Raw genomic sequence first — 16,137 nt, 5'->3', positions numbered from 1 at the left:
CGACGACCGGCTCTTCCACGGTCCCGTGCTCGGTGATGGCCTCGCTCATCAGGCGTCTCCTTGATCATCGGATCCGCCGTTGATTAGACACTCCCTTCCGTCGCAGCGTCCGCCGCGACGGAACACCGGCGGGGGCCGGCGGGTGCCCCCATGTCTTTGGCCGAGGGAAGCGGGGGTGCGTTGGGCCGGGGTGCCGGGCAGCATAGCGGGGTGGTGGATCTGCTGTGGGGTGACGTGAGATGTTACTTCGCCCCGGACTTGATGGGGTCGCTGCCGGACGAGCGTGGCCCGGATGCTTCGTTGGAGGGCTGGCAGGCGGTTCTCGATCTTGTCGCGGAGAGGGGCTGGAAGTGCCAGTACTCCGAAGGGGAGGCGGTGCTTCCGGTGCCCCGGGCGGAGGCCGTGCTGTCCCGCCCGGCGGATGCCGGGTGCCCGGACCTGAGGGTCTGGCCGACTGCCGATGTGTTGGCGGTCTTTCGTCTTCATGCCGACGATGAAGTCGACTTCGACGTCGACCTGCGGGATTTGCAGGGCCACGCGCGACTTGATGTGATCTGCGGTTCCGCCGGGAGATCGGACGCCGGTTGGGCCAGCCGGTGTTGATGGATTCGGAGGGCGACTATGGCCATCCGGTGCTCGGCTTCGATGTCGCGACTGATCGAGTCGTTCTCCTCGCTGAGCCGCGGGTCAAGTTACTGAGGCCGCCGGCCGGGGTGAGTAGAAGGCGCCGTCGTTGAGCATCGCGAAGAGGACGTCGGGTCGGCGCCCGGCGAGGCAGAGCAGGGCCTGCCGGCAGCACCGCTGTGGGCTGCGGAGGCCCGGCAGGACGCGGTTCTTGCTGCGGCCCGGTCCGTGAACCGCCGCCTCCAGCAAAAGCTGAACCGTCACGACATTGGGGCGACCGACCTTTGCCTCCAGACCTTCGACCTGAAGGACCCGGCTCCGGGGAAGCCGCGCCTGCGCTTCCCCGGAGACGGGAACACACCGACGTGGCGCGCCCGGCAAGAAGTCGCCAAGTACCTCGCCGCCGAGCACCTTCCTGGCCATTCGTAATGTCGCCGCCCACGAGGACGAGGTGTCCCGGACCGAGCAGGAGGCACTGGAGCACCTGGCGACCTTGAGTGTTCTCGCCCGTTGGATCGAGGAGTGCGCAACGGAGTTTGCTGCCTGAAGGGGCGGTTATGGATGCCGCTGAGTTCCCTGCCACTCGGCTCGCGCGACCGTGTCCCGGCAGGACGCCTCAAGCAGCTCGGTGGTCCCTTGGTATGGAGGCCAGGGGATGGCCGATCCGGTCGTGGTAGTCGCTCAGGGTGCGGGGGGAGTCCAAGGCAACCGCACCGACCAGGACGGGGGCGCCGTCGGGGCCGGGGCGGGTGTATCCCGCCACCATGCGCCGCTTGGCGGGATCGCCGTCGAGGATCGTCATGTCGGTGCCGAGCCCGGGCATGCCGGCGGACTGGATGCGTACGCCGTGCTGGTGGGACCAGAAGCGGGGCACTGGGGTGAAGGGAGCGGCGTCCTGGGGGCCTTGGAGGAGAGCGTCGGCGGCGTGGCGGCCCATTTCGATGGCGTTGATCCAGTGCTCGACGCGACGCGGGGTGTCGTCGAAGCGGAGGTTGGGCCAGCGGGCCACATCTCCCGCGGCGACGATGCCGTCGATCGCATAGCCGTCTGCTCCTACCACATGGGTCGTGGGTGCGCAGAGAACGCCGTCGGTGACGTCGAGGCCGGTGTGCCAGAGCCAGTCGGTGCGAGGCATGGTGCCCACGCCGACCACGGCCGCGTCGGCGCGTACGGTCTCGCCGTCCTCCAGCATCACGGTCACGCCGCTGCTGTCCTGGGACCAGCCGGAAACGCCGACGCCGAGGTGGAGGCGGACGCCGTGGTCGCGGTGCAGATCAACGACGACCGCGCCGAGGGCGGGGCCCAGGGAGCGGTGGAGCAGGGTGGGGCTGACGTCGATGATCGTGACGTCGAGGGCGCGGGTGCGGGCGGTGCAGGCGATTTCGCAGCCGATGAAGCCGCCGCCGATCACCGCCACGTGCCGGGCGCGGGCGAGAGCTGCGTCGATGTTGCGGGCGTCGGCCAGGGTGCGCAGCATCCACACCCGCTCGGAGTGCAGTGGGGTGCCGGGCAGGTGGCGGGCCTCTATGCCGGAGGCGATGATCAGGCCGTCGAAGGGGAGCTGTTCGCCGCCTGGCAGGAGTAGTTCCCGCCGGTCGATGTCCAGGCCGAGGGCGCGGGTGCCCAGGCGCCAGGAGGCGTCCAGTTCGGTGTGGGTGACCAGGGCCAGGTCCGGGGGCTGGCGATCGCCCGTGAGGAGCTGCTTGGAAAGCGGGGTGCGGTTGTAGGGGCGGTGGGGTTCCTCGCCGATCATGGTGATCTCGCCGCGCCAGCCGAGTTCGCGGAGGCGTTCGGCGGCGGACAGGCCGGCGAGGCCGGTGCCGACGACGGCGATGCGGTTGGTGGCCGCGCTCGTCACTGCTTCTCCCGGGTGGTGAGGGTGATGGCCTGCATGGGGCAGCAGCGGGCGGCCTGACGCACCGCCGGGGTGTGGGAGGCGTCGGGGGCGGTGTCGTAGCGCAGACGGCCGTCGGGGCCGAGGTCGAAGACCTGTGGCGCTTCCTGCTGGCAGATGCCGTACAGCTCGCAGTGGTTGTTGTCGACGCTGACCTTCACCGCCGGCGCCGCAGCGGCAGGGGCTGCGGTGGGGACGGTGACGTGCGGGCCGAAGGCGTTGACCGCGGTGTGGGATGCGGACACCGGCGTCACACCTCCTGCGGGGCGATGCGGGTGGCGACCGCGGTGGTGGCCGGCAGCAGCCGCAGCACGAACAGCAGGATGGGAGCGGCGGCGATGCCGAGCACGAAGATGCCGAGCAGGCCGAGCGCCTGGACCTCGGCGGAGGCGGTGATGGTGTGCAGCAGCGACAGGCCGAAGGCGGGATAGGCGAGGTAGTGCACCAGGTGCCAGCGGCGGTAGCCCAGCTTGCGCTGGACCCAGATCGAGACGGCGACCGCGAGGCCGAGCTCCAGACCGATGATGCCGAAGGCGACCTCCGGCTCGCCGCCGTTGACGAACGGGATGACCACGTTGACGTACGAGAAGTGCTGGCCGGTCTGGAAAGCGTAGGCGATGCCGTGGATGCAGCCGAAGGCCAGGCAGATCACCGCGAGCATCATGTGCCCGCCGTAGAGGGTCTCTCGTCGCACGCTGCGGCGGGCCCATCCGGTGGTGGTCAGGATGCCGAAGCACACCGCCAGCGCCATCAGCCCGTAGGAGAGGTAGCCGGCGAGGGTGGCGACGTGCCGTACGCCCTGGTCGTAGGGGGTGTAGGGGTCCTCGGCGAGGGTGTCGGCGTGGGCGGCGGGCATCGCGGCCAGTGACAGGGCGAGGGGCAGGGCCAGTATGGTGGCCCGCGCCGGCCACCGGGTCGTTGCGGTCGAAGCCAAGGTCGTTCTCCTTGCACGGGTGGCGCTGTGCGCGACGAACTGCTCCGCCGAAGCAGCACGGCTCCGCGAAGTCTTACACGCTGTGAGACTAGCCTGAGTCTTACGGGATGTGCGACAAAGGAGTGTCTTCGCCCTCGGAACGACGGACGGCGGCGGACGGGAAGGAAAGGGAGCTGACCATGCCGAGCCCACGCGATCGGGCCGACGCTGTGGAGGCGGGTGCCCGGCGTCCGGCCGGGGCGCTGGAGGCGGAGATCATGGCCGCGCTGTGGGCCGGCGACGGGCCGATGACCGCCGCTGAGGTTCACCAGCAGCTCGGCGACGGTCTGGTCTACAAGACCGTGCTGACCGTACTCGGCCGCCTCCGCGCAAAGGGCCTGGTGGATCGAGAGCCCGTGGGCCGCGCGTACGCCTATACACCCAGCCGGGCCGCGGCCGAGGTGGCCGCCCAGGAGATGAACGCCGCCCTGCGCCGCACCGGCCACCGCGCCGAGGTGCTCCAGCACTTCGTGGACACCCTGGACGCCGACCAGCAGACCGCCCTGCGCGCCCTGCTCGACTCCACCGACTGAGCGGGTCCGGAAAGGCGACGACGTTCGTGTACCTGACCGTGTACCTCCTGCTTCTGGCGCCCGCCGTGCTGGCTGCCGTCGGCCCTCGTCTGACCCGGCAGCTCGCACCGGCTGCCGCGGCCCGCATGCTGGCGGCCATCTCGGCGGTGGCGGCGCTGTCCACGGTCTGGAGTCTGCTGGTCCTGGCGGCCGGTGGCCTGGGCCGCATCGGCGAGGTCATCGCCTATACACGTCCCGACCCCGCCGCGCTCGCCGCCGCCGACCCGGTGCCGCGCACGCTCGGGGTGCTGGCTGCCGCTCTGCTGTCCTGCGGCCTGTCCAGGCTTGCGCGCACTGTGTGGCGGCGCCGCCGTGAGATGCGGGCACTGGCCGGTCTGCGGCGCCTGCCTGCGGCCGGAGACCTGATCGTGCTGGCCGACGACCAGCCGGACGCCTACGCCCTGCCCGGCCGGCCCCGGCGGATCGTGGTCACCTCCGGCATGCTTCGTGCGCTGCCTGTCGACGAACGGGCGGTGCTGCTGGCACACGAGCATGCCCACCTGGCTCACCGACACCACCATTACGCGGCCCTGGGCGAGATGGCCTCTGCGCTCAACCCCATCCTGAGGCGTCTGCGCGGCGAACTCGGCTTCGCACTGGAGCGTTGGGCCGACGAGGACGCCGCCCACGCGGTGGCCAGCCGGCCGCTCGCGGCCCGTTCGCTGGCCCGAGCCGCCCTCGCCGGCACCGGCCGGGGACCCGCCACGGCGCTGGCCTACCTGCGCCACCAGGTGACCGAGCGGGTCCGTGCCCTGCAGAGCGCTCGCCCGGAAAGCCGCCGAAGCGCCGCGCTGCTGGCCGCGTCCCTGGTCACCGCGACGGCACTCGCGCTGGCCGACGCCACCTCGGCGCTCGGCCGGTTCCTGGAGATCTTGCACCCGTGAACGGGACCCCAACGCCAACGCGTTCATCGGCAGCACGTCCGGCGTGGCTGACCCACAACGTGAAAGTGCTGTGCGGGGTGTCCTTCCTCCAGGACGCCGCCAGTGAGCTCCTCTATCCGATCCTGCCGATCTTCCTGACCACCGTGCTCGGCGCCCCGCCCGCCGTGGTCGGCGCGATCGAGGGCCTTGCCGAGGGCGCCGCGTCGGTCACCAAGGTCGCCTCGGGGCGCCTGGCCGACCGATTCGCCCGTCGGCCGCTGATCGGAGCCGGATACGGGCTGGCCGCCCTGGGGAAGCTGCTCATCGCCCTTGCCACCGTGTGGCCGTTGGTGCTGGTGGCGCGGGTGGTCGACCGGCTGGGCAAGGGGGTGCGGGGCGCACCGCGCGATGCTCTGCTCGTCGACGGTGTTCCGCAGGGGCAGCGCGGCAGGGTGTTCGGGCTGCATCGGGCGGCCGACACCGCTGGCGCCGTGGTCGGCCCGCTGGCGGGTCTCGCGCTGTACGAGGGCCTCGACCACCGCCTGCGACCGTTGTTCTGGGTCGCGGTGATCCCGGCCGTCGCCTCGGTGGCCCTGGTCGCCGTCGTCCGTGATCCGGGCCGGACAGGTGGTGCTTCTACGAAGGCCATACGAGCCCGGTGGCGGTCCCTGCCCCGCCCCTACTGGCGTGTCCTGGCCGTACTGTTCGCCTTCAATCTGATCAATTTTCCCGACGCGCTGCTCCTGCTGCGCGCCCACGAGCTGGGCCTGTCCACGGCCGGGGTCGTCGGCGCGTACGCGGTCTACAACCTCGCCTACGCCGCCCTGTCCTACCCTGCCGGAGCCCTCTCCGACCGGCTGCCACGCCCGCTGGTGTTCGCGGCGGGCCTGGTCTTCTTCGCCGTCGGATATCTGGGCCTCGGTCTCATCCATGCGCCCTGGCTGGTCTTCGTCGTCCTGCCTCTGTACGGCGGATTCGCCGCCTGCACCGACGGGGTCGGCAAAGCCTGGGTCTCCAGCCTCGTCCCCGACCGCCAGCAGGGCACGGCCCAGGGCCTCTATCAGGGGATCACCGGCGCCGCCGTCCTCCTGGCCGGGCTGTGGGCCGGGCTTGCCTGGGGCTCCGACGGGCATGTCCCGCTGCTAGTGTCCGGCGCCATTGCCCTTGCTCTGGCGGCCGTCCTGCCCGTCCTCGGCCGCTCCCGGCAGGCCAACGGCTGACCGACACCGGTAAACGATTATTGACGTGTCCTTGACTACTTCCTCCAACTCCGGTCACACAGCGCGGGGCTAGGCTCCCCAGGCGACTCATGTCCCGGCAACCCCGGGATCCGTACCTGCGCCAGCACAGCCCAAGGCAGACCGTCATTCGGGGAGTTGGGGGAATCGCCATGCGCACACGTACAAGAGCGTCTTTCGTAGCCACCGCTGCTGCGTTTCTGCTCGTCGCCGCAGTGGGCAGTTCTGCGGCCTCGGGTGGCCGCCAGCCAGTCCATCTGGTCTCACCCACCGACCCTTACGCCGCCTGCGACATCAGCGGCGACGGGACCGGCACCAACTACCTGTCCGCCGAGGACGAGCCGTACGTCACCGTCTCCCCGCGCGATCCGCGCAACGCGGTCGGGATCTTCCAGCAGGACCGCTGGTCCAACGGCGGAGCCCGGGGCCTGACCGCCACGTACACGCACGACGGGCGGCATTTCACCGAGACCCCGCTGCCGTTCTCGCACTGCGCGCCGGGCGGCCTCAGCTATCAGCGAGCCTCTGATGGCTGGGTGAGCACGGGGCCCGACGGCACCGTCTACGCCAGCGGTCTGGTGTTCGACACCACCGACGCACGGAACGGAGTGGCCGCCTCGACGTCGTACGACGGCGGACGCACCTGGAAGCACACCACCCGCCTGATCGACGACACACAGGCCCAGTTCTCCGACGACAAGAACGCCGTCACCGCCGACCCCGTCCACCCCGGCGTCGCCTACCAGGTCTGGGACCGCATCGACGAGGACGACTCGGCCAAGGTCTACGACGGACCCGCCTACATCTCCATCACCCGTGACGGCGGCCGGCACTGGACCAAGGCACGCCCGTTCGTGGAGACCTCGGTCGTCCCGCACTCGCAGACCATCGGCAACGTCATCGTCGTCGACCCGCGCACCGACACCCTCTACGACGTCTTCGACTGGCAGACGTACGACATCGACTACGCGACCGGCACCTTCACCCCCACCGACCTGCATTTCGCCGTGGTCAAGTCGACCGACCAAGGCCGCACGTGGAGCAAGCCGGTCACCATCGCCAAGGACACGTCCGTCCCCGAAGTCGATCCCAACGCCCCCACCGACGCGAGCAAAGCCCTGCGTGCGGGCGGCGACCTGCCGAACGTGGCCATCGACCCGCGCACCGGTGAGCTGTACGTCGCCTACGAGGGCTCGGACTTCAGCAGTGGCGGTTACGACTCCGTGGAACTGATCCACTCCACCGACGGCGGCCGCACCTGGTCGGCACCGACGCGGGTCAACACTGTCGCCTCCGCACCTGCGTTCACGCCCTCGATCAGTGTGGACGCCCGTGGCACGGTCGCGATCACCTACTACGACCTGCGCTACCTCACCGCGAGCAACGCCACGACCCTGCGCACTGCCGCCTGGCTGGTCACCTTCCGCCGCGGTGCGGAAAGCCGTGCCACCGAGCGCCGTATCTCCCGCGTCTTCGACTGGCTCCAGGCCCCCTACGCCGGTGGCCACTTCCTCGGTGACTACGAGGGCCTCGCCATCGACGGCCGCTCCGCTGTACGGCCGCTGTTCGTCGAGACCAACGCCAACGCGCCGCAGGACTCCACCGACGCCTACAGCGGGCTCTTCCACACCGGCAGACACAACGGACCCTTTGCCGAGGCCACGGCCACAGCCCCAGCGCGAACCGGAGGAACGCTGGGAGCCCGGCCGCACAGGCTCGTCCGGTGATCGACGAGGCGTCGCAAAGCGGCTGCAGCTTCCGGAACTTCGGGTTCATGTGAGGCGCAAGGTAAACAGAGCGCCATTTTTCCTGTGAGCCCTTTGTGTGACTGTTGTGGTCACGCCAAGATCCCCTCTGCGCCCGGGACACCCCCATGCTCCCGGCGCAGGGAGGAGCGGGCATGTTGCCCCCGAAGCACCAGCGACGGTTCATAACCTGCACCGTCGTGGCCGCCGCGTTCGGACTGGTATGCACCCAGTCGTACGCGGCGCCCAACAACGCAAAACCCCGCCCCTGGCAGGCACGCCACCAGGCCGCCATCGGCCGGCAGCACATCAAGGCAGTGCACGCGGGGCACGGCGTGTCCGCGTTCGCCGCGGAGGGCGGCGATGACGACGGGGCCGACGAGGCGGAGAACTCCGCCGAGGCGACCGCCCAGTTCACCGAGGCCCGTACCGCGCCCGGCGTGGTCGCACCTGGCGCCTACGGGGCGGCCTGGCAGCAGCTGCAGTCGATGAAGCACGCGAGCGGCAGTTGGGACCACGTCACCAAGAGGGCCTACAACGCCGACGACCCCCGCTACCGCGATGTGAACTCCAACTCCAGCGGTGGCGCGGGCTATGTGACCGGCCGGATCACCGGCATCGCGGCCGACGACCAGGGCTATGTGTACGCGGGCGGCGCGAACGGCGGTGTCTTCCGGTCCACGACCGGCGGCGGACACTGGAAGCCGATCTCCGACAAGCTGCCGTCCCTGTCGACCGGCACCCTCGCTCTCGACGGCGGCGACCGGCTCTGGTACGCCACGGGCGAGTCCAACACCGGCGCGACGTCCTTCGTCGGCACGGGCGTGTACGTCCTGAAGGACCCGCGCCACGGGCAGTTCCAGCCCGGCGACCGCGTGGGCGGGGCCGAGCTGGAGTCCACCGTCATCCACGCGCTGCGCTTCGCCGGCACCACGGTGTGGGCGGCCACCAGCACCGGCGTGTGGTCGCACTCCACGACCACCCTGTCCGGCCCCTGGAAGCACGAGTTCGCCCCCAACCCCGACTATCTGCCGGGCGGTTCGAAGGCGGACGACCCCAGCGCGCCGTACAAGAACATCGCCAACGACATCGCCATCGACCCCAAGGACCCCTCCAAGGTGCTCCTCGCGGTCGGCTGGCGCGGCGGCGACACGTACAACGGCCTGTACGCGAAGGCGGACGACGGCAGCTGGAAGCCGGTGAGCGGTCTCGGTGACCTGCCCACCAGCAGCGCCGACGTCGGCAACGTGACGTTCGCGGCGGCGGCCGACGGCTCGCGCCTGTACGCCATCGACCAGTCGCCGGCGCAGATGGCCGCCAACCCGGACAGCGGGCTCAAGGGCGTGTACGTGTCGAAGGACGGCTCGCCGTTCGGGCCGTGGACGCAGATCGCGGACTACACGAAGCTGAAGGCGTCCGGCTCCGCCCTGCAGAGCGCGGGCTACATGCCCGGCATCCAGTCCTGGTACAACCAGTTCCTCCAGGTCGATCCGGCCAACGCCGACCACGTCTACCTCGGCCTGGAAGAGGTCTTCGAGACCAAGAACGGCGGCCAGAGCTGGACCGTGCCCGGCCCGTACTGGAACTTCCCCTTCCCGTGCTGGAGCATCGACCCGGCCAAGCAGACCGGTGACTGCTCGCCTACCACCCACTCCGACCAGCACGCGGTGGCGATCGGCAGCTACAAGGGCAAGACCTGGGCGTACGTCGGCAATGACGGCGGCATCTACCGGCGCCCGCTGAACGGCGCCGTCGACTCCGGCGGCCACGCCAAGGACTGGCAGTCCCTGAGCGACGGCACCCTCGACACCCTCCAGTACTACTCCGTGGGCGTCGGCAAGGACCTCACCAACGGGGGCGTCTCGGTGACCGGCGGCCTGCAGGACAACGGCCAGTCGATCCTGCGCGGCCACGACAAGGTCATGGGATCCAACTTCGGCGGCGACGGCGGCGACACCATCGCCGACCCCGCCAACGGCTGCAACATCGCCGCCGAGTACGTGTACCTGGACATGTGGGTCACGCAGAACTGTGGTGTCAACGACGGTTCCTGGTCGACCGACCCGTCCAAGGCCACCGAGTACGAGGTCGCCCCACCGGACAAGGACCAGGGCGGCGCGGGCGCCCGCTTCATCGCACCGATCGCCGCCGACGCCAAGGACACCAACACCTGGGTGGCCGGTGGCCGGCACGTGTGGGTGAACACCAAGGGCTTCGCGATCCGCTCCGGCAAGGAGTGGACGAACGCCTACGACCTCGGCGAGGGCCACGTGGCCACGGCAGTGGCGTCCTCCGGTGGCACGGTGTACGTCGGCTGGTGCGGGCCCTGCAACAACCAGGGCTTCACCCGGGGCATCGCGGTCGGCAACGCCGACGGCACCGGCTGGCACCAGCTCAACCTCCCGGTCGACGGCACCATCCCGAACCGGTACATCTCCGGCTTCGAGATCGATCCAGCCAACGCCCAGCACGTGTACGTGGCGATCAACGGCTTCTCCCGCCGGTTCACCGAGGGCCCGGGCGCGGGCGTGGGCCACGTCTTCGAGTCCAAGGACGGCGGCGCGAGCTGGACGGACATCTCCGCCAACCTGCCCGACGTCCCCGCCGACACGGTCAAGCTCCTGCCGAACGGCGGCCTCGCCCTCGGCACCGACCTGGCCACCTTCTACCGCCCCGCCGGTGCCACCAAGTGGCTGGTGCTGGGTCACGACCTGCCCACCACGGCCGTCATGCAGCTGCGCCTCGGCCCCGACGGCAAGCTGTACGCCGCCACGCACGGACGCGGCATCTGGTCCTTCGACGTACGGCGCCTCAAGGGCCGTAAGGACTGATCACCACCCGTACGCTGCGTAGCACGACGACGGCCGGTGCCCCCCGAACCAGGGGCACCGGCCGTCCGGCGTTCACGTTCACTGCACCGGATACGCGGCCACACTCAGCCGAAGCGTGAAGAGCGGCGCGCTCTTGGGACCCCAGGTCACGGACGCCGATCCGATGCGCGCGGCCCGCACCGTGACCCGGGTGACGCCCTTGCCGTCGGTGGCGGAGGAGGTCACCAGAGCCAGCATCGGGTTGCTGCTGCGTGGCTGGGGCCAGGGGCCTTGGGCGCGGGGCTCCAGGACGACGGTCACCGTCGTGCCGGAGCGCACACACAGGCTACGGGCGGAGGCGTCCCCGGCGCCGTGGGTGATCGTGGCGGAGCCTGCCAGGCAGCCAGGCGACGCGGAGGCCGTAGCAGGGGGCGTGGCCGTGCCTCTCGGGGGCGACGACGGTGTCCGGGGAGCTGTCGCCGAGGGCGACGTGGAGGGCGGGGCTGGATGACCTGCGGCCCCCGTACTGCTTGCCGACGGCGTTGTGGCGTGCGGGTCGGCGGAAGGGCGCGGTGGCGTGGAGTCGGAGTGTGAGCTGCTGCCGCTGCTGCCGCAGGCGGTCAGAAGGCAGGCCACCGCAACCACGGCGGCCTCGAGCCACGGCCCCCCGAGCCCCGGCCTGCGTCTTTGCTGCTCCAGCGCCACACCTGCCTCCTCACGTCGCCGCACGCCACTGTGACGTCCTGATCCGGCGCCCGGTTCCTGCGCCAATCGTTCCTACACCTCTACACAAAGGTGCGCCCCAGCGTCCCCGCCGGAGCGCACCGTGTGCTCTCTCAGGTCAGTGCCGGATCGGTAGCGGCCTGGTGACGTGCGGTGAGGGAACGGTCGCCGCGCCGTGGGTCGTGGAGCGTGCGCTGCCGCCGCTGACGGTGAGCGGGCCAGCGGTGTAGAGGGCCTCGTCGAAGGCTTGCCCGTTGGTCGGGGCCTTGCCGACGGCGAAGACGGAGACCGCCTTGCCGCTGACGACGGAGGCGGAGATGTAGTCGCCGACCATGCTGCCCTGTGTGGAGCCGGCGATCTGGGACAGGGACATGGGGCCGGCGACCGTGGCCGGGCTGCTCCAGGCGCTGCCGCCGTTGGCGGAGGAGATGTAGCCGACCTCCAGCTGGCACGTGGACGTGGTGCAGTTGGCGTTCGGGTAGAAGTAGTAGTAGAGGCCGATCTTCGCCGTCGTGCCGGAGGTGGCGGGGTCGATGCCGATGCCGGGGATGAAGTGGTCGACGCCGCTGGTGGTGGCGTCGATGGGGACCCGGGTCACGGCCGACCAGCTGGTGCCGTTGGTGGAGGTGGCGTAGACGATGTCGTTGGCCGGGCAGCCGGAGCGGAAGCGGCAGTCCTGCCAGGCGACGTAGATCTTGCCCGAGCCGTCGATGTCGGCGGACGGCAGGCCCTCACCGTCGCGCAGGTTGCCGGCCACGCCGTGGCTGGAGACGTTGGCGACGAGTGTGCTGGAGGACCAGCTGGAGCCGCCGTTGGTCGAGTTGAAGGCGCGCACCGCGCTGCCGTTGGCGGAGTAGGGGACCACGACCGTGCCGTTCGGCTGGACGAGGGGCTGGCCGCCCAGGCCGCTCGGGCCTCCGGACGGTGCCACGGGCGCCGACCAGGTCGCGCCGCCGTCGGTGGAGCGGCTCATCACCACCGCGTTGCCCGAGGACGTGATGTCGGCCTCGACGTAGCAGGTGCCGTAGTACGGGCTGGTGGACGTGTTGTCGCAGACGATCCATTCCTTGTCGTAGCCCTGGCCGTCGTTGCCGACCGCGATCACCGGGTTCTGCCAGCTGGTGCCGTTGGCCGAGCGGCTGACGCTGACGCCGGCGCCGTTGGCGTTGCTGTCGATGACCAGTCCGGCGACCATCCAGGTGCCGTGCTTGGCGTCGTAGGACACGGCCGGGTCGGACACGCGGGCCCAGCTGCCACCGCCCTGGTAAGTGGTGATGCCGGGGAGCATGCCGTGCTGCCAGGTGGTGCCGCCGTCGGTGGAGGTGTTCCAGCCGATGTCGGAGGAGCCGCCGTCGGTGAACCGGCCGACCTGGGAGGAGGCGACGATCGTGTTGCCGTACGCGAAGGTGTCGGGCTCCAGCTCGGTGGCGTGCTGACTGGAGGAGTTGGTGAACGGGTCCGTGCTGACCTGGGTCAGACCGGGCGGCGGGGTGGCGGTGGTGAAGGCGACGTCGTCGTAGAGGGTGTAGGTGGCGTCGCCCGCGTAGTTGTCGTCGTGGCTGACGAGTTTGAGGGTGTAGCTGTGCCCGGCGGTCACGGACGACGTGACCTGCTTCCAGCCCTGGCCGTTGGTGCAGGTCTTGGCCAGTGCGGTCGTCGTGGTGCCGGTCGTGGTGTCGGTCAGGGTGGCCGTGGCCCAGTCGTACGTGACCGTGTCGGGACAGGTGACGCTGTACCAGAACGACAGCTGGGTGGCGCCGGTCGGCGCGGTGAAGGTCTGGGCGATCGAGGAGTCGCCGTTGGTGGGTGAGGTGCCGCCGACGCGGGCTGCGTACGTACCCGTGTGGGCGCCGGAGCCGACCACGGACGTGGTCCCGGCGGAGGTCCAGCCGGTCAGGCTGCCGGATTCGAAGCCGCCGTTGGAGACGTCGGCCAGGGCCGGGTGAGATGCGAGAAGGAGGCCGCCTAACGAGAGCAGGGCGGTGGTGGCGGTCGCCACGGATCTACGGAGAGCAGTGCGCGACATGAGGAGACCCTTTGTCGTCGATGGGGGGTGTGCCCTCAAGCGAGGGCGTTCGAGGTGAGGCGGACCGCCGGCGCAGGTCCGCTGGTCCGCCCCGGGCACGACGTTTCAGGAACCGATCTCTGGCCCGACGCCGGTCAGGACAGGGTCACGTCGTCGTAGCGGGTGTAGGTGGCGTCACCCGTGTAGTTGTCGTCGTGGCTGATGAGCGTGAGCGTGTAGCTGTGCCCGGCCGTGACCGAGGCGGTCTTCTGGATCCAGCCGGAGGAGGACACACAGGTCTTGGCCAGAACGGTGGTCGTGGTGCCGGTGGTGTTGTCCTTGAGCGTGGCCGTGGCCCAGTCGTAGGTGAGCGTGTCCGGGCAGGTCACGTTGTAGTAGAAGCCGAGCGTGCTGGTCCCGGACGGTGCCGTGAACGTCTGGGCGATGGAGGAGTCACCGTTGGTGGGTGAGGTGCTGCCGACTCGGGCCGCGTACGTCCCGCTGTGCGCGCCGGAGCTGACCACCGACGTGGTGCCCGCCGAGGTCCAGCCGGACAGGTTGCCGGCCTCGAAGCCTCCGTTGGTGATCCCACCGCCACCGCTGCCAGAGGTGACGGTCAGCGTGTAGGTCGCCGTGTGGGTGGCGGAGGCGCCCGTGCCGGTGACCGTGATGTTGTACGTGCCCGCTGGTGTCGACGACGACGTGGCCACCGTCAGCGTCGACGAACCGCCCGCGGTCACCGAGGTCGGGTTGAAGCTCGCCGTCGCCCCGCTCGGCAGTCCGGATGCCGACAGGCTCACCGACTGCGCCGAACCGGAGGTGACAGCGGTCGAGACCGTGGTGGTCGCCGACGAGCCAGCGGCGACGCTGGACGACGCCGGGCTGACACCGATCGAGAAGTCGTTGCTCGCGGTAGAGCCGCAGTTGGGCAGCGTGAACGAGGCCAGCCTGGTGTGCCAGTTGAAGTTGCCGTTGGCCGGGATGTACTCGTTCGTGTACCAGAACGTGCAGTCGTCCGTCGGGTCCACGGACATCGAGGTGTAGTCGCCCCAGCGGCTGTAGCTGGTCTGCGAGCCGCCACCGGTGATCGCCGTGACCTCGCCCTGCGTCATCGTGCCGAGCGTGTCGCCGGCCAGACGACCGGTGTAGCGGATCGACGGGTGCACCGAGGAAGAGGACTGGGAGTAGCCGAGAGCGATGTTGCCGACCTTGTCCTCGGCGATCGAGCCCATCCACCGGTAGGTGGAGTCGGGGGCGTACGTCCCCTGCTGGTACACGGTCGGGTTGCCGCCGGACATGCGCAGCTCGTACCAGCGCACACCCACAGAACTGCCCGCGGTTACGGCGTCGTTGACGACCAGAGACTCGTGGTCGCCGAAGTTGCGGTAGGCCAGGCGGAACATCAGCCGGTCGGACAGCGAGTCGAGCTGCTGGCTGGTCCCGGTCTGCGGGATGCAGGTGCCCGAGCTGCCGCAGGCGGTGGTGTACGACGCCACGGTCAGCGTCGACGGGCCGCTGAAGGTCGAGTTGGAGGTCGTCGTCCAGTCGACGTGGAACTTCCAGTACGCCAGCGTCGTACTCGTGGTGCCCAGGCCCACCATCAGCTCCGGCTCGCCGGACGGCGGAGCGGTCGAGCCGTCCAGGTCCGCGCCGAGGAGGCCGCCGTAGGAGGACGAGGTGGTGAAGCACTGCTGGGCGGCGCTCGCGCCGGTGAGCATGGCCGACCGGTTCAGCGCGCACGCCTCGGCGTTCAGGAAGCTGCCGGAGGCGGTGAACATGTTGTAGGTGACGTAGTACGCGTCCGGCCACACCGACAGCTTCGGGTAGTCCGGGAAGTTCGAGTACTGGAACGAGTAGCGGTTGTAGCTGCCGGTCGCGTCGGCGCTGGTGGAGACGGCCACGCACTCGTAGTACGGGCCCGAGGACGAAGACACGTTCGCGAACTGTGTCACCACCCAGCGACTGGCCAGGGTGTCCCAGCGGACCACCGCGTCACCGTCGTTGGTGGACTGACATGATCCGCCGAAGCCGGACCACAGGGTGCTGGTGTCGGTCGGGGCGAGGACGGTGGCACCGCTCTTGGAGTACACCGCGTAGGCGGTGTTCACGGTCTCGACGATCTGGCTGGAGCCGACGGCGGCGTTCGGGTCCGGCGGGACACCGGTGATCGAGTAGTTGCCGGCGCCGATGCCCTCGAAGTTCGTGCCCGTCGAAGGGGCGGACGGCCCGCCGGGGCTGGACTGCACGACCGGGTCCGGGATGTGGGACGCGGGCGGGTGCGGGAGGCGCGCCTCGCCGGGGTCGTCGTCCTGCTGCTTCTTGCCGTGGTGGCCGTGGTGGGCGTGGGCGGCCATGGAGCGCAGGGTGGGGGAGGTGTCGTGGCGGACGGCGGGGCCGGTGTCGGCCGAGTGGTGGGCCGCGGGGGTGTGGGGTGCGGGGTCGGCCTGGGCCGCAGGGGCGGCGAGCCAGAGTGCGGGGACTGCGGTCAGGATCGCGGTGAGCGCGGCTATCCGGCCGCGTCTGCGTCTGGATCGGGACACGGAACATCCTTTCGAACAGCCGGAGATCGCCCGGCATGTGGGGAGAAGAAGGACGTTCACGCCGATGGAGCGCGTGTTCGCAATCCGGGATGGTTGCACCGGACATGTCACGCAACAAGAGAGATGCAGCCTGCGTGGCGCGAAGCAACC

The 16,137-nt window shown here is 70.2% G+C and carries 13 protein-coding genes and 1 pseudogene; 8 read left to right on the top strand and 6 right to left on the bottom strand.

The features are described from left to right. Positions 1–210 precede the first annotated feature (210 nt). The 3 genes and pseudogenes from ACFY2Z_RS34595 to ACFY2Z_RS34585 all read left to right on the top strand — a co-directional run bounded on the left by ACFY2Z_RS34595 (position 211) and on the right by ACFY2Z_RS34585 (position 1,171). Positions 211–737: pseudogene (locus ACFY2Z_RS34595) on the top strand (hypothetical protein). 115 nt (positions 738–852) lie between these two features. After that, entirely contained in the window at positions 853–1,053 is a 201-nt protein-coding gene (locus tag ACFY2Z_RS34590; RefSeq protein WP_390747971.1) for a hypothetical protein, read from the top strand. 22 nt (positions 1,054–1,075) lie between these two features. Further along, entirely contained in the window at positions 1,076–1,171 is a 96-nt protein-coding gene (locus ACFY2Z_RS34585; protein ID WP_390747970.1) for a hypothetical protein, read from the top strand. A gap of 69 nt (positions 1,172–1,240) precedes the next feature. On the opposite strand, the gene ACFY2Z_RS34580 is transcribed toward ACFY2Z_RS34585, so the two are convergent. From ACFY2Z_RS34580 to ACFY2Z_RS34570, 3 genes are read right to left on the bottom strand one after another with little or no spacing between them, the layout of a single operon-like run. Next, positions 1,241–2,482, bottom strand: a complete 1,242-nt coding sequence (locus ACFY2Z_RS34580) for an NAD(P)/FAD-dependent oxidoreductase (protein WP_390747969.1) — start codon at positions 2,480–2,482, stop codon at positions 1,241–1,243. Further along, positions 2,479–2,763, bottom strand: coding sequence for a ferredoxin (locus tag ACFY2Z_RS34575; RefSeq protein WP_311695697.1), 285 nt, complete (start codon positions 2,761–2,763; stop codon positions 2,479–2,481). Before ACFY2Z_RS34575 ends, ACFY2Z_RS34580 begins: the two co-directional genes overlap by 4 nt. Positions 2,764–2,768: 5 nt before the next feature. Beyond that, positions 2,769–3,452, bottom strand: coding sequence for a ferric reductase-like transmembrane domain-containing protein (locus ACFY2Z_RS34570; protein WP_390747968.1), 684 nt, complete (start codon positions 3,450–3,452; stop codon positions 2,769–2,771). Between the two features lie 179 nt (positions 3,453–3,631). Here ACFY2Z_RS34570 and ACFY2Z_RS34565 point away from each other — a divergent pair, with 179 nt between their 5' ends. The 5 genes from ACFY2Z_RS34565 (at position 3,632) to ACFY2Z_RS34545 (ending at position 10,740) form a co-directional block, all read left to right on the top strand. Further along, positions 3,632–4,024: a BlaI/MecI/CopY family transcriptional regulator gene (locus tag ACFY2Z_RS34565; RefSeq protein ID WP_263214202.1), complete on the top strand. Its 393-nt coding sequence runs from the start codon at positions 3,632–3,634 to the stop codon at positions 4,022–4,024. 26 nt (positions 4,025–4,050) lie between these two features. Beyond that, positions 4,051–4,947 (top strand): M48 family metalloprotease, encoded by an 897-nt coding sequence (locus tag ACFY2Z_RS34560; RefSeq protein WP_390747967.1) that lies wholly within the window; start codon positions 4,051–4,053, stop codon positions 4,945–4,947. 77 nt (positions 4,948–5,024) lie between these two features. Then, a complete protein-coding gene (locus ACFY2Z_RS34555; protein ID WP_390747966.1) occupies positions 5,025–6,146 on the top strand; it encodes an MFS transporter in 1,122 nt (373 codons plus the stop codon). A 170-nt stretch (positions 6,147–6,316) separates the two neighbouring features. Next, entirely contained in the window at positions 6,317–7,891 is a 1,575-nt protein-coding gene (locus ACFY2Z_RS34550; protein WP_390747965.1) for a neuraminidase (sialidase), read from the top strand. 173 nt (positions 7,892–8,064) lie between these two features. Next, positions 8,065–10,740: a glycosyl hydrolase gene (locus ACFY2Z_RS34545; RefSeq protein ID WP_390747964.1), complete on the top strand. Its 2,676-nt coding sequence runs from the start codon at positions 8,065–8,067 to the stop codon at positions 10,738–10,740. Between the two features lie 78 nt (positions 10,741–10,818). Here ACFY2Z_RS34545 and ACFY2Z_RS34540 read toward each other — a convergent pair whose 3' ends face one another. From ACFY2Z_RS34540 to ACFY2Z_RS34530, 3 genes are all read right to left on the bottom strand, one after another. After that, positions 10,819–11,058: a hypothetical protein gene (locus ACFY2Z_RS34540; protein WP_390747963.1), complete on the bottom strand. Its 240-nt coding sequence runs from the start codon at positions 11,056–11,058 to the stop codon at positions 10,819–10,821. 502 nt (positions 11,059–11,560) lie between these two features. After that, on the bottom strand, positions 11,561–13,441 hold the full coding sequence (locus ACFY2Z_RS34535; RefSeq protein WP_390747962.1) for a hypothetical protein: 1,881 nt from the start codon (positions 13,439–13,441) through the stop codon (positions 11,561–11,563). Positions 13,442–13,602: 161 nt separating this feature from the next. Continuing rightward, entirely contained in the window at positions 13,603–15,987 is a 2,385-nt protein-coding gene (locus tag ACFY2Z_RS34530; RefSeq protein ID WP_390747961.1) for a hypothetical protein, read from the bottom strand. Between the last annotated feature and the right edge of the window lie 150 nt (positions 15,988–16,137).

The sequence above is a fragment of the Streptomyces sp. NPDC001222 genome, from assembly GCF_042896945.1.
GTDB classification, from domain to species: domain Bacteria; phylum Actinomycetota; class Actinomycetes; order Streptomycetales; family Streptomycetaceae; genus Streptomyces; species Streptomyces gibsoniae.
Note: the sequence above shows the minus strand (reverse complement) of the source record. Positions and strands in the feature narration are given on the sequence as shown.